Raw genomic sequence first — 19,756 nt, 5'->3', positions numbered from 1 at the left:
GGAGACCGCTAACCCGCCAGCACCCGCGTGAGCAGCCGGGCCACCCGGTCCGGTGCCAGGGAACGTCCCAGGTAGAGCGCCTTGTCCAGGGCGGAGACGCCGTAGTGGACCTTCCCACGCGCCCAGCGCCCCTCGGCGGTCGCCGCCCGCCACACGACGTCGGCGACCTGCTCCGGGGTGATCCGCACCCCGAGCCTGCGTACCGACGCCACCTCCACGTCCGCGAGCGCCGTCCGCGTCCACAGCGGCCACACGGCGACGACCCGGATCCGGTCCTTCCGCCACTCCAGGCCGAGCGCCTCGGTGAGGTTGGAGACGTAGGCCTTCGACGCCGAGTACGCCGCGATCTGCGGCTGCCCGTGGATCGCCGACGCGGAGGACATGTTCACCAGGGTGCCGCCGCCCTGCAGGTAGGGGTGGGCGGCGCGGGCCCCGAGGGTGACGCCGAGGCAGTTGACGTCGAGGAGCCGCTCCACCGCCGCCGGATCGGAGGACGCCAGCGGACCGTCGACGATGACGCCGGCGTTGTTGTCCACGACGTCGATACGCCCGACCACGGCGGAGAACTCCGCGAGTGCGGCGTCCCAGGAGGCGGCCGAGCGGACGTCGAGAAGCCCTGTGAGCAGGCGTTCCCCGCCTGACCACGACACGGGGACGATGTCGTAGGCACCGACAGTCCAGCCCTCGGCGAGGAATCTCTCGGCGACGGCGCGACCGATTCCGGCGGCTGCCCCCGTGATGAAGATGTTTCGCATAGGTTGAAGCGTATGACGTTCCTCGCTGCCCGGCACGCACAATCGCTCTGGTCCGGCACGTCGGTGCCGGAACGCAGGGCGATCATGCTCCGCTTCCACGACCTCGTCCTCGACCGGCAGGCCGAACTGCTGGACGCGATCCAGCTGGAGTCCGGCAAGTCCCGGTCCGACGCCTTCGACGAGGTGCTCGACGTGGCGGTCACCGCCCGTCACTACGCCTACCGCGCCGCGCGTCTGCTGCGGCCGACCCGCGCGAAGGGTGCCCTCCCGCTCGTCACGTCGACGCGGGTGGAACGCGCACCGAAGGGCGTGGTGGGCATCATCGCGCCGTGGAACTACCCGCTCACGCTGGCGGTCTCCGACGCGGTCCCCGCGCTGCTCGCCGGCAACGCGGTCGTGCTCAAACCGGACGAGAAGACCACCGGCACCGCCCGCCTGGCGCTGGAACTGCTGCAGGAAGCGGGCCTCCCGGAGAACGTCCTGCAGATCCTCGAGGGCGGCGCCGAGGCGGGCCAGCAGGTCGCCGCCGAGTGCGACTACCTCATGTTCACCGGTTCCACGGCCGTGGGCCGGAAGCTGGCGGCGCAGGCCGGGCAGCGCCTCATCGGCTTCTCGGCGGAGCTGGGCGGCAAGAATCCGCTCATCGTGCTGGAGTCCGCCGACATCGAGCGGGCGGCGCGCGGCGCGGTCAAGGCGTGCTTCTCCAACGCCGGGCAGCTGTGCATCTCGGTGGAGCGGATCTACGTCCACGAGTCGGTCGCCGATGAGTTCACGGAACGGTTCGTCGCGTTGACGAAACAGCTGCGCCTCGGCCAGTCCTGGACCGACGACATCGGCCACCTCATCTCCGAGGAGCACCTCCAGCGCGTCGCGTCCTTCGTCAGCTCCGCCGTGTCGTGCGGCGCCCGGGTGCTCACCGGCGGCACGCACGACGGGTTGTACTACTCCCCCACGGTGCTTGTCGACGTCCCCCACCACGCCGACCTCTACGCCGCCGAGGTGTTCGGCCCGGTGGTGTACATAGAGACCTTCTCAACAGTTGATGAAGCCGTGACCAGGGCAAACGACTCCACCTACGGCCTCAACGCCTCCGTGTGGGGTGCCGTGCGCCCGGCCCGCGAGGTCGCCTCGCAGCTGCAGGCGGGCACCGTGAACGTCAACGAGGGCTTCGCCGCCGCGTGGGGATCGGTCGACGCCCCGATGGGCGGCTGGAAGCAGTCGGGCGTGGGGCGTCGGCACGCGGACGAGGGGCTGCTCAAGTTCACCGAGTCCCGCACCGTCGCCGTGCAGCGCCTCGTGCAGATCAGCGGCCCGACGGACCTGTCCCGCCAGGGGTACGCGAAGGCGCTCACCACGGCGCTGCGGCTGGGGAAGCGTTTCCTGCGTTGACGTCCCACATCCAAACAAGGGTTCCCATTGACAGGCGTAATGTCATATTGCGGCCCTAATCTCAATGAAAAGAAGGGACTCAAATCATGCCGCTCATGCATCGTTCGATCTATCACTCCTCGAATGGCTCAGCACTTCTCGACGCCACCAACGAGGTGTTTCTCGAATGGCTGGAATCAAGAGGCAGAAATGACGATCCCGTCGACATCGATCTCATCGGCCGCGAGGGTGACTACGTGGAGGTCGGTGCCGGCCACCGAGCACGAATCGACTCAGTCGGCAACGGTGACTCTCCAGCTGTTCGCTACTCACAGATGGTCATCAGCGAAAACGGTGCCTACTCAACCCACATGACAGCGGTCATGGAGGGTTCAGGAGCGTGGGTTCAATTCGATGTCCACGCCCCCCATCAGAACTCGAATTTTCATGCCCCGAAGATTCCCACGCTTCTGCTAGAGAAGGCAGAGAAAGAGGGATTCAGCCTCACGAGCGGCAACGGCTCAGAGAGATTTACCCCAGCTCCTCGACGTGTACGGGCTGACGAGGTGGGATGGCTCCTCGACGAGGTGATCAACAACAAAACTCGACAGACAACCGCTCTGGTCGCAGGCATGCGCACGGACGACAACTATCTGCGGTGGTCAGAGACCTTTGAGAAGTGGTTCAGTTTCTCCAAGGGAGTGGCGACCCTGTGGCTGCTCGACGGCGAAGCCACGGTGGAATTCAATTCTCTAGTGCACAGCGGATACGCAGTCTATTCCCGTGCCGTCCACAGTTTTGAGCCTCTGGCCGACACCAATGACCCCGACGACGCCTACCGCCATCGTTGGTTCAGCAGCCATGACCTATTCGAGAACCGGGACTCCAAGAGGAATCAAAGCCGCCTCTATCACCTGTCACGCCGGACCGCCCTCAAGCAGAAATCCCCTGAGGCTGTGGTGCGCGCCGAGAAACTGCTCAACAGTAGAGCCACCCAGCTGCAGGTGCACAGGGGTAGTGAAGACAGCCCATTCCGCGACCGCATCAGGGATCTGCGGACAACCTGGCCCACCATTCCTGCAGTTCCGAGCACCAAGGACACACCGGCACCCGCGACAGAGTCTGAGAAGAAGACTACCGAGCCGACCGCCCCCATTCAGCGGCATACCCCGGTCCTGCCGATTCGACCGCGCCCTACTCCCCCCGTCCGACCTCGCCCGGCCGTCGAGCCGAAGATCACGAAGAAGTCTGACGCCGTACCCGAGAAAGTGGAAGCAAGAGAGGAAGGAATCCTTGCTACCATCCGAGAATTCTGCGAGACAATCGGCCTCACCCCCTCAGACGACCAGCCCGCTGATGACCTCCTTCTCGAGGTGTTCGACCGGGTCTGGAAATCTGAGCGTGCAGTCCAGAACGCGGAGCGGATCATCGCGGAGAAAGACGACGAGATTGTCCAATTGGAGGCGGATAACCAAATCCTCCAGGAAGCTTGGGATGAGGCCGTTGCCGAAACCGGCAACCTCGATCTGACCATCGCGGAATCCCAGCGACGGATTCAGCACTACTCCCTCCAGCTCCAGGTTCTGCAGGCTCCGCAGTCCGCGTACGAACCTCCGACTGTCGATCTCCCGAAATCGATGAGCAAGGTGCTCGAGCGGCTCAACCGCAAGAAGCTGCAACATGTAGTCTTCACCGGAAACGCGAAAAAAGCCCGTGATCTCGACAACAGACCGAACGCAGAAGCCATCGCGCGGGTCTGCTGGGATTTCCTCATCACACTCGATGACTACGCGAAGCAGTGCCGGGACGGCCACACCAGCGTCGAGAAGTACATCACCGAAAGTGAAACGCTGGCACACCCTTCTAAATTCGCACGTTCTGAATCTAAGATCGTACGGACGACAGACCAGTACAAACAGGCCCGTTCCTTTAAGGTTCCCTCAGAGATCGACCAGAGTGAGCGTATCCACATGTGGGCGCACTACCGACTGGCGCAGGACGGAGGCAAGGCACCTCGCCTCCACTACTACGACGCCACACAGAAGAACGGCAAGATCTACGTCGGCTACATCGGAGAACACCTACCGAGCCCGATGACAACGTAGGCCACCCTCACCGGTCGAACAGCACCGAGTCGAGCTCCCCGTGCCGGGAGCACTCGGCCAGCCAGCCGTCGGGCCGGACCTGCACCTTCATGCGGCGGCCGCAGATCTGGCAGTAGCGCGGCGGCTCGAGGCCGGCGGCGGCGCCGACGGACAGCGGACGCTGTTCGCCGGTGCTGATCTCGGCGCCGGTGTTCGGGTGGAACACCGGCGCCTCGCCGGCGACGCAGGCGGCCGCGAGTTCGCCCAGGTGTCCGACCATGCTAGATGACCTGGCCGACGGCCTTGATCGGGATGCGCAGACCGTCGAGCATGTCGAGGTCCTTCTCCATCGGGCGGCCCAGGGTGGTCAGGTAGTTGCCCACGATGAGGGCGTTGGCGCCGCCCTTGAGGCCCTGCTCGACGCCGAGGTCACCGAGGGTGAGCTCACGTCCGCCGCCGAAGCGGAGGGTGGCCTTCGGCATGGCCAGGCGCAGCATGGCGGTGGCCTTGAGGGCCTCGGAGGGGTCGATGAGCGGGCGGTTGGCCATCGGGGTGCCCGGGCGCGGGTCGAGGAAGTTGATCGGGACCTCCTCCGGGGCGAAGGCGGCCAGCTGGACGGCGAACTCGGCGCGCTGGGCCAGGGACTCGCCCATGCCGAGGATGCCGCCGGAGCAGACCTCGATGCCGGCGTCGCGGATCATCTCGAGGGTGCGGTGGCGGTCGTCCCAGGAGTGGGTGGTGGCCACGCGCGGGAAGAAGGAGCGTGCGGACTCGAGGTTGTGGTTGTAGCGCTTGACGCCGGCGGCCTTGAGGCGGTCGACCTGCTCCTGGGTGAGGATGCCCACGGACACCGACACGTGGATGTCCACCTCGGCGTAGATGGCGGCGATGGCCTCCTCGAGCTGGGCCATGAGGCGCTCGTCCGGACCCTTCACCGCGGCGACGATGCAGAACTCGGTGGCGCCGGTCTTCTGGGTCTTCTTGGCGGCCTCGACGAGCTCGGCGACGTCGAGCTGGACGCCGCGGACCGGGGACTCGAAGAGTCCGGACTGGGAGCAGAAGTGGCAGTCCTCGGGGCAGCCGCCCGTCTTCAGGGAGATGATGCCCTCGATCTCGACCTCCTCGCCGCACCAGCGGAGTCGGACCTGGTGTGCGAGGTCGAGGAGCTCGGGCAGGTGCTCGTCGTCAAGCTCGAGGATCTGGAGCAGCTCGGCCTCGGTGAGGCCTTCGCCCTTCTCGAGGGCGACTTCACGGGCGCGGGCGAGGATGTCGGTCACGGGTAACTCCTTGATGGTTGAACAGTGTTCACTGGAGCATAGCCGAAGAACTGAACGGCGTTCAGGTAACGTGCGCAACACCTCCCCCACCCGCGGAAAGGGCCGCCCGCCACGCCGCAGCGTGACGGACGGCCCCTCGTCCGGGAACTAGTACCTGAACACCGCGCCGGTGGCGTGGTTGCCCGGCATCTCCGGGACCACGTCGACGGTGCCCCGGTTGGCCAGGGTGTGGGCGATCGCGGCGTCGAGCTCGGCGGCCCGCTCGTCGGCGGTGAGCGCACGCTGGGCCAGCGCCAGCGTGGACACGCGGCCGACCTCGGCCTCGCGGCCGATCAGGCCGGTGTCGTGGGTGGCACGACCGGTGCCCACCGCCTCGCCGAGGCGCTCGAGGGTGACGTCGTGGCGTCGGTCGGCCTCCGCCTTCGCGATCGGCCAGGCCTTGCCGTGCAGCTCCACCGGGCTGAGCTTCTCGGGGTTGCCGGCGACAATCCTGTCGAGCATGACCACGTTGTCCAGGTGCTCGCCGACGGCCCCGCGGTACTCCTCGACGGCGGCGAGGATGAGCGGACGACCGTCACCGCTGAAGCGGGCCTCGACAGCCTTGGACACCTGCCGGAGGAAGCCCTCCAGCACGTTGTAGTCACGCGGACCGTGGCCGTGCGCGCCGGCGTCCTGCGACCGCTGGTGCTGCAGCTGCGGCTCACGGGTGGACACGCCCTCGGCGTCCTCGTCGGAGCCGGGGATGTTGCCCAGCGGCAGCTGGGTGATCGTCGCGCGGTCGGCCTCGAAGAGGCGCACGCCGCCACGGCTCACGGCCAGCAGCAGGAACTCCAGGTCGTCGACGGCCAGCGGCAGGATGGGCCGCAGGTTCGGGTGGTCGCCGACGGTGACGCCGGGGGTGAAGTCGCGGTCGGTGCGGAAGTAGCGGCCGCCGCCCGGGGAGGCGTAGATGGCCAGGCCGTCGACCTGGGTCTGCCAGAAGCGGCGCGAGTCCGCCAGGGACTGGATGGGGGCCAGGAGGGATTCGGCGTCGACGTCCGGGTAGCGCTCGGCCAGTTCCTTGCGGGCCTGGTCGAGCAGCGGACGGAGTCGCTGTGAGTCACTGAGGGTCTCTGCGCCGCCACGGTGCGTCGGGATCACGATGGAGACCGTGGGCCCGGACATGGTGGCCAGTTCGCGGAGATCATCAGCGTGGATGGGATCTGAGTCAGTGATGATATTCCGGGTATTCATAGTTACAGCCTACTTAGTTTCTCGGACACATGACGGCTTTTACTGTGCAGCAGATCACTTGCCGACGCCAACGTGCCCCACGCCGCACCCGCGCCCGGCTGTCCGGGCCTCTGACTAGGCTCTTCAGTCATGCCCTCCCTCTCCCCTCTCTACGACGACACCCTCGCCCTCCTCCGCAAGATGATCCGCAACGCCTGCGTCAACGACTTCACCCCCGGCTCCGGCCAGGAGGTACGCAACGCCGACACGCTGGAACGCTTCTTCGCCGACACCCCGAACATCACGGTCCGGCGCTACGAGTCGGCGCCCGGGCGCGTGAGCATCGTCGTCACCCTCGAGGGCACCGACCCCACCGCCGAGCCGCTCACCTTCCTCGGCCACACCGACGTCGTCCCCGTCGACGTCGACCGCTGGACCTACGACCCCTTCGGGGCCGAGATCCACGACGGCCGCCTCTACGGCCGCGGCGCCATGGACATGCTCTTCATCACCGCCGCCCAGGCCACCGTGCTTCGCGACGCCGCCCGCACCGGCCGCCCCACGGGCACCCTCACCTTCGTCGGCGTCGCCGACGAGGAGTCCCGCGGCACCCTCGGCGCGAAGTGGCTCTCCGAGGAGCATCCCGAGGCCTTCTCCTGGCGCAACACCGTCTCCGAGACCGGCGGCTCCCACCTGCCCATCGCCGACGGTTCCGACGCCCTCGTGGTCGTCGTCGGCGAGAAGGGCGCCGCCCAGCGCCGCCTCCACGTCACCGGCGACGCCGGCCACGGCTCGAACCCCTACGGCCGGGAGTCGGCCGTGGTGAAGATCGGCGAGGTCGCCCGCCGCATCGCCGCCATCGAGGTGCCCGTCTCCCAGGACCCCCTGTGGCAGGGCTTCGTCCGCGCCTTCCGCTTCTCCCCCGAGATCGAGAGGGCCCTCCTGGAGGGCACCGACGACACCGCCTTCGAGTACTTCGGCGACCTCAAGCGCTACGCCCACGCGCTGTCGCGGCTCACCTTCTCGCAGACCATCCTCCGCGCGGGCACCGCCATCAACGTGCTGCCCTCCTCCGCGACCCTCGACCTGGACATCCGTCCCCTGCCGGGCACCACCCAGGACGACGTCGACGCGATCCTCGCCGAGGCCCTCGGCGACATGTTCCACGACGTCCGCATCGAGCGCCTCATCTCCGAGCCCGCCAGCGTCTCCTCCACGGAGAGCCCCCTGTACCAGGCGATCGTGGACACCTTCGACGAGTTCTTCCCCGGCGTGCCCGTCGTCCCGACGATCGCCGCCGGCGGCTCCGACCTGCGCTTCGGCCGCCGCCTCGGCGGCAACGGCTACGGCTTCGCGCTCCACGCCCGCGAGCGCACCCTCGGCGACGTGTTCCACCTGCTCCACCACCACGACGAGTACATCGAGCTCGAGGACGTCGACCTCACCGTCCGGGCCTACCGCTCGCTGGTGCGGCGCTTCTGCGGGGTGTAGCTCCCCCGCGGCGTATACCGTGCAGACATCGCATGGCCGTGGAATTATGTGCACATGATCACCCGTCTGTTCTCCCGCCGTTCCGCCCTGGCCGTCACCGCCGTCGGCGCCTCCGCCGCACTGCTGGTGGCGTGCTCCGAGCCGAGCGAGTCCACCGACGCCCCCGACACCACCGCCACCGCCACCGGTGAGGTCACCACCATCACCGTCTACACCTCCGAGCCGGAGGAGAAGGTCGACGAGATCAACGCCGCCTTCGAGGCCGCGAACCCCGACATCAAGGTGGAGGTCTACCGCGCCGGCACCGGCGACCTCAACGCGCGCATCGCCGCCGAGAAGGAGTCCGGCTCCATCGAGGCCGACGTGCTGTGGGCCGCGGACGCCGCCACCTTCGAGACGTACAAGGCGGCCGGTGACCTCGCCGAGCTGCAGAACGTCGACACCGCGGACATCATCGCGGAGGCGCTGGACGCCGACAACCACTACGTCGGCACCCGCATCATCCCGACGGTCATCGCCTACAACACCGACGTCATCGACGCCGCCGACGCCCCGCAGTCCTGGGCCGACCTGGTCGACCCGAGGTACGCCGACCAGCTCGTCATGCCGGACCCGGCGGTCTCCGGTGCCGCCGCGTTCAACGCCTCCGTATGGAAGAACGACCCGCAGCTCGGCGAGGAGTGGATCAACGCCCTCGGTGAGAACACCCCGATGATCGCCCAGTCCAACGGACCGACCTCCCAGGAGATCGCCGCCGGTGGCCACCCGGTCGGCGTCGTCGTCGACTACCTGGTCCGTGACCTCGCTGACGCGGGCTCCCCCATCACCGCGGTCTACCCGACCGAGGGCGCGCCGTACATCACCGAGCCGGCCGGCGTCTTCGCCGCCTCGGACAAGAAGGACGCGGCGGAGCGCTACATCAGCTTCCTGCTCTCCGCGGAGGGCCAGAAGATCGCCGTCGGGCAGGCCTACCTGCCGGTGCGGGAGGACGTCGGCACGCCGGAGGGCACCCCGCCGCTGGCGGAGATCGCGCTGATGACCCCGGACCTGCAGGTCGTCACCGACGACAAGGAGGCGGCGGTCGCCCTGTTCCAGGCCGCCATGCAGTAGTTTCCACACCATGCCGGCTCTCCCCCTGATGCGCGCCGGGGTGTGGCTGATCGTCCTCGGACTGTTCGTCACACCCCTGGCGCTCGTCGTCGCCCTGGCCGCGGGCGGGAATCAGATCCCGACCCTGCTGGACCAGGGGCTGGGCACCGCGGTGTGGAACTCCACGTACACCACGGTGCTCTCGGCGCTGGGGGCCACGGTCCTCGGCACCGCCGTCGCGCTGCTGCTCGACCGGACGAACGCCCGCGGAGCAACCATTCTGCGCCTTTTCCTGCTCTCGCCACTGCTCATCCCACCCTTTATCGGTGCGATTGCGTGGCTGCAGCTCTTCGGCCCCAACCAGGGGCTCAACCGTGTCTTCGGCACGCAGCTGTGGAACATCTACGGCGCGGACGGCGTGACGTTCCTGCTCATCCTGCACTCGTACCCCGTCGTCTACATCATCGTCGCGGCCGGCCTACGCTCCATCCCCTCGGACCTGGAGCAGGCGGCCCGCGTCGCCGGCGCCGGCACCGCCACCGTCCTGCGCACCGTCACCCTGCCGCTGCTGCGGCCGGCACTGCTCTCGGCCTTCACGCTCACCGCGGTGGCGAACCTGGCCGACTTCGGCATCCCGGCGCTGCTGGGCTCCCCGGCGCGCTTCGAGACCCTCGCCACCATGATCTACCGCTTCATGGAGTCCGGAACCGTGGCCAACCCGCTGCAGACGGTATCCACGATCGGGGTGGTGCTGCTCTTCCTGGGTATCGCGTCGGTCACCGCGGACTACCTCGTCTCGCAGTGGGCGGGGTCGAAGCTGCAGGACACGGGACAGGCCCTGCGTTTCGATCTCGGCGCCGCCCGCTGGCCCGTCGCCCTCGTCGCCTGGGTTCTCGGCCTGGCCGTCACCCTCGGTCCGCTCCTCGGCCTGGCCCACCGCGCGCTGCTGCCCGCCCCGGGCATCCCGCTGACCCTGGACACCGCCACGCTGGACAATTTCCGACGCTCGCTGACCAATCCGCGGGTCATCGAGGGGTTCTCCAACTCGGTCACCCTGGCGTTGTCGGCGGCGCTGATCTGCGGTGTCCTCGGCTGGCTCATCGGTCTGCTGGTCACGCGGACCCGTTTCCCCGGCAACACGGCGCTCACCCTCACCGTGCTGCTGCCCACGGCCCTGCCGGGCCTGATCATCGGTGTCGGCTGGCTCATCCTGGGCCGCTACACGGGCATCTACAACACGATGTGGGTCATTCTCGGCGCCTACGTCTGTGCCTTCACCGCCCTGGTGCTGCAGGCGGTCCGGGCCCCGCTGCAGGGCACGCCGCTGGCCGTCGAGGAGGCGGCGCGGATCTCCGGCGCCGGTCGCCTCTATGCCCTGCTGAGCACCACCGGTGCCATGGCGATTCCGGCGGCGTTCTCGGGGGCGGTGCTCGTGGCGGTGACGGCGGTACGTGAGCTGACGGTGTCCATCCTGCTCATCGCCCCGGGCACGACGACCCTCGGCGTGCAGGTGTTCAATCTGCAGCAGGCCGGCAACTACAACCAGGCCTCGGCGCTGTCGCTCATGTTCGCCGTGGTCGGCATCGTGGCGCTGGCGCTGACGGTGCGTTCCCCACGAGTCAGGAGCTGACGTGTCCGCCATCGACATCCACGACCTCACCGTCACCTTCCCCGACGGCACCGTCGGGCTTTCCGGCATCGAACTCCAGGTCCGGCCGGAGGAGTTCATCGTGCTCATCGGGGCCTCCGGCTCCGGGAAGACGACGTTGCTGCGCACCCTCGCCGGTTTCCTCACCCCGAGCGCCGGGCACGTCGCGATCGGGGGCCGTGACGTCACCGCCGTCCCGCCGGAGAAGCGTCGCATGGGCATGGTGTTCCAGCAGCACGCCGTGTGGCCGCACATGTCCGTCGCCCGGAATGTGGAGTACCCGCTGCGGCGGGCGGGCGTCGGCAAGCGGGAGCGTGGGGAGCGGGTGGACCGCGCCCTGGAGCTGGTCGGCCTGGGTGGTTTCGCGCGGCGGCGGCCGGACTCCCTGTCCGGTGGGCAGCGGCAGCGCGTCGCCCTGGCGCGTGCCATCGTCGCCGACCCGACGGTCCTGCTTCTCGACGAGGCCCTCTCCGCCCTCGACGAACCCCTCCGCGACAGCCTGCGCCGGGAACTGGTGACCCTCACGCGCCGCGAGGGCCTGACCACCGTCCATGTCACGCACGACCGCACCGAGGCGCTGGCCATCGCCGACCGTGTCGTCGTGCTCGGTGAGGGGCGCATCCAGCAGGTCGCGACCCCGCAGGAGCTGGTCTCACGTCCGGCGACGGCGGAGGTCGCGGCGTTCATCGCCGACGCCACGCTTCTCGACGCCACCGCCCTCCCCGTCGCCCCCTCCGAGGTCATGGGCTCCGGGTCGACGCTGACCCTGGCGGTCCTCCCGCACATGGTGGAGGTGCTGCCCGCCGGTGCCGACGGCATCCCGGCGCAGGTGCGGTCGGTGCTCTACGACGCCGGTGACTGGTCGCTCACCCTCGACGCCCTGGGCACCGTGTTCCGGGCGACGGTGCGCGGGGCACGGCCGGAGGTGGGCGATCCGGTGACGATCCGCATCCACCGGCCCCTGGGGTACCTGACCTAGGAGACCGGCACGGCGTCGCGGCGGCGCAGGGCGCTGGTGCCCGCGAGCACCACGGCCATGAGCGTGATCACGAGCACCGCCATCGCGGGCATGCCGAACAGGGAGACGACGGGGCCGGCGATGACGCCGCCGAGCGCGCCGGTGAGGTTCATCGTCAGGTCGGAGCGGCCCTGCAGACCGGCCCGGGCCGCCGGCGGGGCGGAGGCGGCGACGACCGCGGAGGAGCCGACCAGCGTGGAGGACCAGCCGAGGCCGAGGAGCAGGAGGGAGGCGACGACGACGGTCTCGTTCCCGGACCATGGGATGAGCAGCGCCGCGGCGACGAAGGTGCCGGCCAGGCCGAGCAGCATCGTGGGCAGCGACCCCCACTTGTCGGCGAGCCAGCCGAACACCGGCGCCAGGCCGTACATGCCGCCGACGTGCGCGGAGATGGTGATCCCGATGAGCGTCATCGACGCGCCGTGACCGTGCATGTGGACGGCGGTCATGGACATGATGGCGATCATCGCGAAGTGGCTGTACGCGTTGGTGATGATCGCCGCGGCGACCACCGGGTGCTCCCGCAGGTTGACCTTCGGCGCGGGTCCGGTCGTCACCACGGGGGCAGGTTCCGGGCGGAGCATGACCTGCAGGACGAGGATGGCCACCCACTGCGCGGCGATGCACACGAGGTAGGCGCCGGAGAAGCTGGCCAGGCCGAGGGCCGCGCCGAGCCTCTCGGTGGGTTCGAAGAGGTTGGGGCCGAGGATGGCGCCGACGGTGGTGGACCAGACGACGAGCGAGATGTCGCGGCCCTTGTGGCGGTCGTCGGAGGCGTCGGCCGCCGCGAAGCGGGCCTGCAGGTTCATCGCCACGGCGGCGCCGAGGAGGAAGAACCCGACCAGCAGGAAGGGGTACAGCCCGGTCTGGGCGGCGAACAGCGCCGACACCGCACCGACGGAGCCGAGGGCCAGGCCGGTGCTCAGGGATGCCCGGCGGCCCCGCCGGTTGACGATCCTCGCCAGCGGCATCGCCCACAGGGCCGCACCGATGGTGGTCACCGTGGAGGCGGCTCCGCCCCACGCCTCGCCCGCCATGTCGGCGGAGAGGATGGCACCCATGGAGAAGGTCACGCCGTGCCCCAGCCCGGCCATGACCTGGGCGATCATGAGGGCGGTGAGGACGCGGCGTCGAGAAGCGGCTTGCAGCATGCCGCCCACCCTAAGTCACTGTGTGCACAGCGGCACCGTGTCCCCGCGGCCGCCCTCCATCGGGACGGTGAGGAAGAGGCAGGAGTTCCAGCCGCGGGACTCGACGATGCCGCGCACCCGCGACCACGTCTCGGGGCTGAGGTCCGGGGTGCGGGAGAGCACGAAGCCGGAGAGGCGGTACGGGTCACCGACGACGGCGAGGGAGTAGTCCTCCTCGAGGTGGGTCACCCGGTAGTTGACGGGGCCCTCCGGGTCCTGGAAGGGGACGCCGGGGAAGTTGACGCGCAGGGAGGCACCCGAGCGCACGGTCGCGGTGCCCTCGACGCCGGAGCGGCCGCCGAGCAGCGTGCCGCAGGAGTTGCGGACGGAGATGGTTGACTCGTCGATGACGCCGTACTCCGCGGTGGTGTTGTGCGCGCACTGCAGTGAGTAGGTCTGCGGGAGGGCGGCGACCTGGTACCAGGTGCCGGCGAAACGTTCGAGGTCGACGGTGCCGTCGATCTCGCGGAGCTCGCCGCCGGGCACGGGGAGGTTGCCGGGGATGAGCTGGGTGGAGCCGCCGCTGAGGCGGCCGCCGTCGAAGAGATCCTGCGCCCCGGCGGCCGGGCTGAGCAGTGCGGCACCGAGGGCGAGGGTGGACAGGACAGTGAGGATGCGACGCATGGGGACACCTTCCGGTTGTGTGACCTCCGACACTACCTGCAGGGTGGCCGATCCGTTCCTACATTGGGGACATGACCCGTCGCCTCCTCCCGGTCCTCGCCGTCGCCCTGCTCACCGCCTGCGGCACTGAACCGCCCGCCCCGGAACCCGTCACGCCGGAGCCGGTCGCCCACTACGTCGCGCTCGGCGACTCCTACGCCGCGATGGGCAGCCTCAGCGCCCCGACCTCCGGCCCCGCGGACTGCTTCCGTTCCGCCGACAACTACCCGGCGCTGGTGCTCGCCGACCCCCTCATCCTCGCCGGCGAGGACGCCTCCTGCTCCGGCGCCGTCACCGCCGACATCCCCACGCAGGTCGCGGCCCTCACCCCGGACACCGACCTGGTCACGCTCTCGATCGGCGGCAACGACATCCGCTTCGGCGACATCGCCGGCTGCTTCCACCGGGCGCTCACCGAGCCAGTCGACTGCCCGGCGCTTCTCGACGCCCCCGTCCACCACCTCCTCAGCACCCTCCCCGCCGAGCTCGACGGCGTGTACGACACGATCGGGGCGCTCAGCCCCGGCGCGCGGATCATCGCCACCGGCTACCTCCCCTTACTTGCCGACGGCGAGTGCCCCGAGCTGGCGGCCGTCCCGGAGGAACACCGCGCCTGGGCGCTCGACGTCACCGCCGAGATCAACGCCGTGGTGCGGGAGACCGCGGAGCGCCACGGCGCCGGGTTCGTGCTCCCCGCCGACGCGGAGTCGCATTCGGTGTGCGCGGAACCGGCACAGCGCTGGACGGACGTCACCGGGGAGCTCACCGACGCCTACCCGATGCACCCCACCCCGGCCGGGCAGCGGGCGATGGCGGAGGCCGTCCTGGCCGTGCTGTGAGACCGGTTCAGACCTCGAAGTACAGCGGCGCGTGCAGTGCGCAGCCCGGGTTGAAGGGGTGCCTGCACCCGGGGCAGGCCGGCGCCGTCGAGTAGGTGGGGTACCCTATGCGGTGCCCGCACGCGCCGCACAGGACGGCCGCCTCCGCCGTCACCGCCATCCGCCCGAAGGGGTGGTCGGCGAGTTCCGCATGGCAGGCGTGACAGGCCCAGTACTCCCCGCAGGTGGCGCAGCGGTTGGCCACGACGTCCCGCCCACTGCGGTAGTGGGCGCATCGTCCCTGCTCATCGACGTCGACACCGCGGATCTCCATGCCGGCCAGGGTAACGTTCCTACGCTCGGGAGGTATGAGACAGCTCACGATCTACACGGTCGGCCACTCGACCCGCACCGCGGAGGAGTTCCTCGCCCTGCTGGAGGCCCACGGCGTGCAGCAGGTGGCGGACGTGCGGACCGTGCCCAAGTCCCGCCGCAACCCGCAGTTCTGGTCCGACGCCCTGGAGGCCAGCCTCGCGGGGGCGGGCAAGGGCTACCGCTGGTTCCCGCAGCTGGGCGGCCTACGGAAGACCAGCGCCGACTCCCCCAACGCCGCGTGGCGCAACGCGTCCTTCCGCGGTTACGCCGACCACATGCTCACCGCAGAGTTCGCCGAGGGCCTGGCGGCGCTGCTCGAGTTCGCCGCGGAGGCGCCGACGGCGATCATGTGCGCGGAGGCGGTGCCGTGGCGCTGCCACCGTTCGCTCATCGGGGACGCGCTGCTGGTCAGGGGCCACGAGGTGCTCGACATCATGAGCCCGACCCAGGCCAAGCCGGAGAAGCTCACCGGTTTCGCGGTGGTCACGGACGGGGTGATCACCTACCCGCCGGAGGAGGGCGAACAGGAACGCTGAGCCCGCGAGACCACATTGTGATGAACCCTCCGCCCGGCATAGCCGCAGGTGGAGGGCTTTTCCGCGTCCGGAGGGGCGTCGACAAGCACATGGGGGTGTGGCGCGCAACACATCCACCCCCTAGACTCATAATTAACCCGCCATTATCCGTAGCAAATCGGGCCCGCCCAGTAGTCAGGAGGACCCCATGACTGCGATCGCCCCCCTCTCGCCCCGCCACTCCCCGCCCACCCGTCCGGAACCCTCCGGCGACCGACCCACCGGCTCCCACGCCTGGGAGATCCTCTCCACGACCGATCACAAGAAGATCGGCATCATGTACATCATCATGTCCCTGGCGTTCTTCATGCTCGCCGGGCTGATGGCCCTGCTCATCCGCGCGGAGCTGTTCACGCCGGGTCTGCAGTTCCTCTCCAACGAGCAGTTCAACCAGCTGTTCACCATCCACGGCACGCTGATGCTGCTCGCGTTCGCGACCCCGATCGTGTGGGGCTTCTCCAACTACGTCCTGCCGCTGCAGATCGGCGCGCCGGACGTCGCCTTCCCCCGTCTCAACGCCTTCGGGCTGTGGATCACGGGAACGGGTGGCCTCGTCATCCTCCTCGGATTCCTCACCCCGGGCGGCGCCGCCGACTTCGGCTGGACCATGTACTCCCCCCTCTCCGACGCCACCCACACCCCGGGTGTCGGCGCCAACCTGTGGATCATGGGCGTCGGCATGCTGGGCATCGGCACGGTCGTCTCGGCGATCAACATGCTCACCACGATCCTCACCATGCGCGCGCCCGGCATGACGATGTTCCGCATGCCCGTGTTCACCTGGAACATCCTGGTCACGGCCGTGATCTCCCTGATGGTGTTCCCGGTGCTCACCGCCGCCGCCCTGGGCGTGCTCTACGACCGCCTCCTCGGCGCCCACATCTTCGACACCGCCAACGGCGGCGCCATCCTCTGGCAGCACCTGTTCTGGTTCTTCGGCCACCCGGAGGTCTACGTCATCGCACTGCCTTTCTTCGGCATCGTCTCCGAGGTCATCCCGGTGTTCGCGCGTAAGCCGATCTTCGGCTACATCGGACTGGTCTTCGCGACGCTCGCCATCGCCCTCCTCTCCATGACCGTGTGGGCCCACCACATGTTCGTCACCGGCGCGGTGCTGCTGCCCTTCTTCTCCTTCATGACCTTCCTCATCGCCGTGCCCACCGGCGTGAAGTTCTTCAACTGGGTCGGCACCATGTGGAAGGGCCACATCACCTGGGAGACGCCGATGATCTTCGCCGTCGGCTTCATGGCGACGTTCCTCTTCGGCGGCATGACCGGCATCATGCTGGCGGCTCCCCCGCTCGATTTCCAGCTGGCCGACAGCTACTTCCTCATCGCCCACTTCCACTACACCGTCTTCGGCACCGTGGTCTTCGCGACGTTCGCCGGCATCTACTTCTGGTTCCCCAAGATGACCGGCCGCATGCTGGACGAACGACTGGGCAAGATCCACTTCTGGCTGACGTTCCTCGGCTTCCACGGCACGTTCTTCCTCCAGCACTGGCTGGGCAACATGGGCATGCCGCGTCGTTACGCCGACTACCTGGACTCCGACGGCTTCACCCTGTTCAACCAGATCTCCACCGTCTTCTCCTTCGTCCTCGGCTCCTCGCTGCTGCCGTTCATCTGGAACGCACTGAAATCGTGGCGTTACGGTGAGATCGTCACCGTCGACGACCCGTGGGGCTACGGCAACTCCCTCGAGTGGGCGACCTCCTGCCCGCCGCCGCGCCACAACTTCACCTCCCTGCCGCGCATCCGTTCCGAACGACCCGCCTTCGAACTGCACTACCCGTACATGGTCGAGCGCATGCGTCGCGAGGCACACACCGGCTCCCACGACGAGCGCGCCGAGATGACCCAGTCCCCTGCCCCGTCGGAGGTCCGCTAGGCGCGTAGATTGAGCGCATGCCGAACAACGCCCACTTCTACGAACCCGCCGCCGGCCACGGCCTGCCGCACTCCCCCTTCAACTCGATCATCGCGCCGCGGCCGATCGGGTGGATCTCGTCCCGCTCCGCCGACGGCGTGCTCAACCTCGCGCCGTACAGCTTCTTCAACGCGTTCTCGTACACGCCGCCGCTCATCGGCTTCGCGAGCATCGGCGAGAAGGACTCCGTCACCAACATCCGCGAGACCGGTGAGTTCTGCTGGAACCTCGCCACGCGGGACCTGGCGGAGGCGATGAATGAGTCGGCACGGATCGTCGACAAGCAGGTGGACGAGTTCGCACTCGCCGGGCTGACCCCCGCGCCGTCGCGGATCATCGATGTCCCGCACGTCGCCGAGGCGCGCGTCGTCTTCGAGTGCCGCGCCACGCAGATCATCCGCCTGGAGGACGCGGCCGGCGTCCCGACGGAGACGCGGATGGTGTTCGGCGAGGTGGTGGGGGTGCACATCGACAGGGAACTGCTTGTCGACGGCATCTACCAGACCGCCCTCGCCGACCCCGTCAGTCGCGGCGGCGGTCCGGCGACCTACTTCACGATTTCCGAGGAAAGCCGTTTCGAGATGCCGCGTCCGGAGGCGCGCAGGTCAGAGGCATAACTGGACAACAATGTTCCCGCGGCCTAGGGTGGTCACAACTTGATAACGGGACGGTTACGAAGCCGTCACCAATCGATCACCGTGAGGATTAACCCGAAACCATGAGCTACATCGGCCGCCACCGCAAGCCCAGCACCACCTCCAAGATCCAGCGTCGTCTGGCCCTGGGGGCGCTGGTAGCCGGCACCGTCACCACCGCGGGCCTGTCCTCCGTCTCCACCGCCGCCGCCACCGAGGCCGCCCCCGAGATCGCGGGCCTCTCCTCCGCGGCTACCACCGCCGTCACCGAGGTCGCCCAGACCGCCCCGCTCGTGCAGATCGCCGAGGCCGTCGCCCCGACCCCGTCCGTCGTCCGCCCGACCACCGGCACCTTCACCTCCGGCTACGGCCCGCGCTGGGGCACCATGCACAACGGCATCGACATCGCCAACGCCGTCGGCACCCCGATCTACGCCGTCATGGCCGGCACCGTCATCGACTCCGGCCCGGCCTCCGGCTACGGCCAGTGGATCCGCATCCGTCACGACGACGGCTCCATCACCGTCTACGGCCACATGGAGACCCTCAACGTGAGCGTCGGCCAGCGCGTCACCGCCGGCCAGCACATCGCCGGCATGGGCAACCGTGGCTTCTCCACCGGCTCCCACCTGCACTTCGAGATCCACCCCGCCGGCATGGGCCCGGTCGACCCGGTCACCTGGTTCGGCAACCACGGCATCTACTTCTAGGGGCCCTGACCGTTCCGTGTGACACCGGAGCCCGGACCGACTCGGTCCGGGCTCCGGTGTCACTTCATATGGACAGTGATTGTCACCGCTTCCGGGCCCGGCGCGGCGGGGCGCTCCCCGAGGCCTCGAAGAGGCTCACCATCTGCCCCACGGAGAGGTCGGAGGGCAGGGCACTGGGCCGCACCCCCTCCCGTTCGGCCCACTGCCGGGCCTCCTGCCGGGAGGGCAGAAGACCCTGCCGGGTGATGATCTCCACGATGCCGCGACCACGGCCCGTGTATACGGCGTGCACCATGCCCTGGAACGCCTTCCGCTTCTTCGCCGGTACCAGGGGACGGCGCCGACGCCGGATGTGCAGGACACCGCCGTCCACGCCGGGGCGGGGAGTGAACGCCGCCCGCGGGACACGCTCGCCGAGCTCGAACCCGAACCAGGGCGCCCACTGGGCGGTCATCATGGTCGAGGCCCCCACCCCTGCGCGGCGACGCGCCACCTCCCACTGCATCAGCAGGACAGCATCGGTCCAGGCAGGGGCATGCAGCAACCGCCGCAGGATCGCCGTGGTGATGTGGAAGGGGATGTTGCCCACGACCACGTGAGGGTGCGCCGGCAGACGGAAGCGCAGGAAGTCGTCGTTGACGATCGTGACCTCGGGGTCGAGGTCACGCCGCAACGCCGCAGCCAACCGGGAATCGATCTCCACGGCGGTGAGTGGTCGCCCACTGCGGGAGAGAGGGCGGGTGAGAGCGCCGTCACCGGGACCGATCTCGATGATGGGGCCGGTGGTGCTCATGATCCGCTCGACGAGCGAGTCAATGACGCGCGGATCGGTGAGGAAATTCTGGCCGTGCTCGTGACGGCCGTGGGAATATGCAGACAAGGGATGCTCCGAGAATGAGAATTCTGGAGCCGGGCACG

General features: G+C 68.8%; 19 protein-coding genes. 11 read left to right on the top strand and 8 right to left on the bottom strand.

All coding sequences use genetic code 11. The features are described from left to right. Positions 1-8: 8 nt before the first annotated feature. Positions 9-755, bottom strand: coding sequence for an SDR family oxidoreductase (locus B842_RS00270; protein ID WP_040084522.1), 747 nt, complete (start codon positions 753-755; stop codon positions 9-11). A 12-nt stretch (positions 756-767) separates the two neighbouring features. On the opposite strand from B842_RS00270, the gene B842_RS00265 reads away from it, so the two are divergent. Further along, positions 768-2,144, top strand: a complete 1,377-nt coding sequence (locus B842_RS00265; protein WP_040084521.1) for a succinic semialdehyde dehydrogenase — start codon at positions 768-770, stop codon at positions 2,142-2,144. Between the two features lie 86 nt (positions 2,145-2,230). Continuing rightward, positions 2,231-4,228 (top strand): hypothetical protein, encoded by a 1,998-nt coding sequence (locus B842_RS00260; protein WP_156119384.1) that lies wholly within the window; start codon positions 2,231-2,233, stop codon positions 4,226-4,228. A gap of 7 nt (positions 4,229-4,235) precedes the next feature. Here B842_RS00260 and bsaP read toward each other — a convergent pair whose 3' ends face one another. The 3 genes from bsaP to B842_RS00245 form a co-directional block, all read right to left on the bottom strand. Further along, positions 4,236-4,487 (bottom strand): biotin synthase auxiliary protein BsaP, encoded by a 252-nt coding sequence (gene bsaP, locus B842_RS00255; protein WP_040084519.1) that lies wholly within the window; start codon positions 4,485-4,487, stop codon positions 4,236-4,238. Between the two features lies 1 nt (position 4,488). After that, the gene (gene bioB, locus B842_RS00250; RefSeq protein ID WP_040084518.1) at positions 4,489-5,484 is read right to left on the bottom strand and encodes a biotin synthase BioB; all 996 of its coding nucleotides are present in this window, start codon (positions 5,482-5,484) and stop codon (positions 4,489-4,491) included. A 147-nt stretch (positions 5,485-5,631) separates the two neighbouring features. Then, entirely contained in the window at positions 5,632-6,717 is a 1,086-nt protein-coding gene (locus tag B842_RS00245) for a baeRF3 domain-containing protein (protein WP_040084517.1), read from the bottom strand. 129 nt (positions 6,718-6,846) lie between these two features. On the opposite strand from B842_RS00245, the gene B842_RS00240 reads away from it, so the two are divergent. Genes B842_RS00240 through B842_RS00225 form a run of 4 tightly spaced genes read left to right on the top strand, consistent with a single transcriptional unit; the run spans position 6,847 to position 11,903 of the window. After that, entirely contained in the window at positions 6,847-8,187 is a 1,341-nt protein-coding gene (locus tag B842_RS00240; RefSeq protein ID WP_040084516.1) for a M20/M25/M40 family metallo-hydrolase, read from the top strand. A 54-nt stretch (positions 8,188-8,241) separates the two neighbouring features. After that, a complete protein-coding gene (locus tag B842_RS00235; RefSeq protein ID WP_040084515.1) occupies positions 8,242-9,297 on the top strand; it encodes an ABC transporter substrate-binding protein in 1,056 nt (351 codons plus the stop codon). Positions 9,298-9,307: 10 nt separating this feature from the next. Continuing rightward, on the top strand, positions 9,308-10,906 hold the full coding sequence (locus B842_RS00230) for an ABC transporter permease (protein WP_040084513.1): 1,599 nt from the start codon (positions 9,308-9,310) through the stop codon (positions 10,904-10,906). Position 10,907: 1 nt separating this feature from the next. Next, positions 10,908-11,903, top strand: a complete 996-nt coding sequence (locus tag B842_RS00225) for an ABC transporter ATP-binding protein (RefSeq protein WP_040084512.1) — start codon at positions 10,908-10,910, stop codon at positions 11,901-11,903. Here the strand turns inward: B842_RS00225 and B842_RS00220 are convergent. Then, positions 11,900-13,093 (bottom strand): MFS transporter, encoded by a 1,194-nt coding sequence (locus B842_RS00220; protein WP_040084511.1) that lies wholly within the window; start codon positions 13,091-13,093, stop codon positions 11,900-11,902. The genes B842_RS00225 and B842_RS00220 overlap by 4 nt on opposite strands. A gap of 15 nt (positions 13,094-13,108) precedes the next feature. Next, on the bottom strand, positions 13,109-13,756 hold the full coding sequence (locus B842_RS00215; RefSeq protein ID WP_040084509.1) for a lipocalin family protein: 648 nt from the start codon (positions 13,754-13,756) through the stop codon (positions 13,109-13,111). Positions 13,757-13,827: 71 nt separating this feature from the next. Here B842_RS00215 and B842_RS00210 point away from each other — a divergent pair, with 71 nt between their 5' ends. Beyond that, complete coding sequence (locus tag B842_RS00210) at positions 13,828-14,634, top strand: SGNH/GDSL hydrolase family protein (RefSeq protein ID WP_040084508.1); 807 nt, start codon at positions 13,828-13,830, stop codon at positions 14,632-14,634. A 7-nt stretch (positions 14,635-14,641) separates the two neighbouring features. Here the strand turns inward: B842_RS00210 and B842_RS00205 are convergent, their stop codons facing one another. Further along, positions 14,642-14,947, bottom strand: coding sequence for a CHY zinc finger protein (locus B842_RS00205; RefSeq protein WP_040084507.1), 306 nt, complete (start codon positions 14,945-14,947; stop codon positions 14,642-14,644). A 34-nt stretch (positions 14,948-14,981) separates the two neighbouring features. On the opposite strand from B842_RS00205, the gene B842_RS00200 reads away from it, so the two are divergent. The 4 genes from B842_RS00200 (at position 14,982) to B842_RS00185 (ending at position 18,838) form a co-directional block, all read left to right on the top strand. After that, positions 14,982-15,524: a DUF488 domain-containing protein gene (locus B842_RS00200; RefSeq protein ID WP_040084506.1), complete on the top strand. Its 543-nt coding sequence runs from the start codon at positions 14,982-14,984 to the stop codon at positions 15,522-15,524. A gap of 187 nt (positions 15,525-15,711) precedes the next feature. Beyond that, positions 15,712-17,454 (top strand): aa3-type cytochrome oxidase subunit I, encoded by a 1,743-nt coding sequence (gene ctaD / locus B842_RS00195; protein ID WP_040084504.1) that lies wholly within the window; start codon positions 15,712-15,714, stop codon positions 17,452-17,454. 17 nt (positions 17,455-17,471) lie between these two features. Further along, entirely contained in the window at positions 17,472-18,110 is a 639-nt protein-coding gene (locus B842_RS00190; protein ID WP_040084503.1) for a flavin reductase family protein, read from the top strand. A gap of 101 nt (positions 18,111-18,211) precedes the next feature. After that, a complete protein-coding gene (locus tag B842_RS00185; protein ID WP_040084502.1) occupies positions 18,212-18,838 on the top strand; it encodes a M23 family metallopeptidase in 627 nt (208 codons plus the stop codon). An 82-nt stretch (positions 18,839-18,920) separates the two neighbouring features. Here the strand turns inward: B842_RS00185 and erm are convergent, their stop codons facing one another. Next, positions 18,921-19,718 carry a 23S ribosomal RNA methyltransferase Erm gene (gene erm, locus B842_RS00180; RefSeq protein WP_040084501.1) on the bottom strand — a complete coding sequence of 266 codons (798 nt, stop codon included), beginning with the start codon at positions 19,716-19,718 and terminating at the stop codon, positions 18,921-18,923. Between the last annotated feature and the right edge of the window lie 38 nt (positions 19,719-19,756).

The organism is Corynebacterium humireducens NBRC 106098 = DSM 45392 (assembly GCF_000819445.1).
Taxonomy (GTDB): domain Bacteria; phylum Actinomycetota; class Actinomycetes; order Mycobacteriales; family Mycobacteriaceae; genus Corynebacterium; species Corynebacterium humireducens.
Note: the sequence above shows the minus strand (reverse complement) of the source record. Positions and strands in the feature narration are given on the sequence as shown.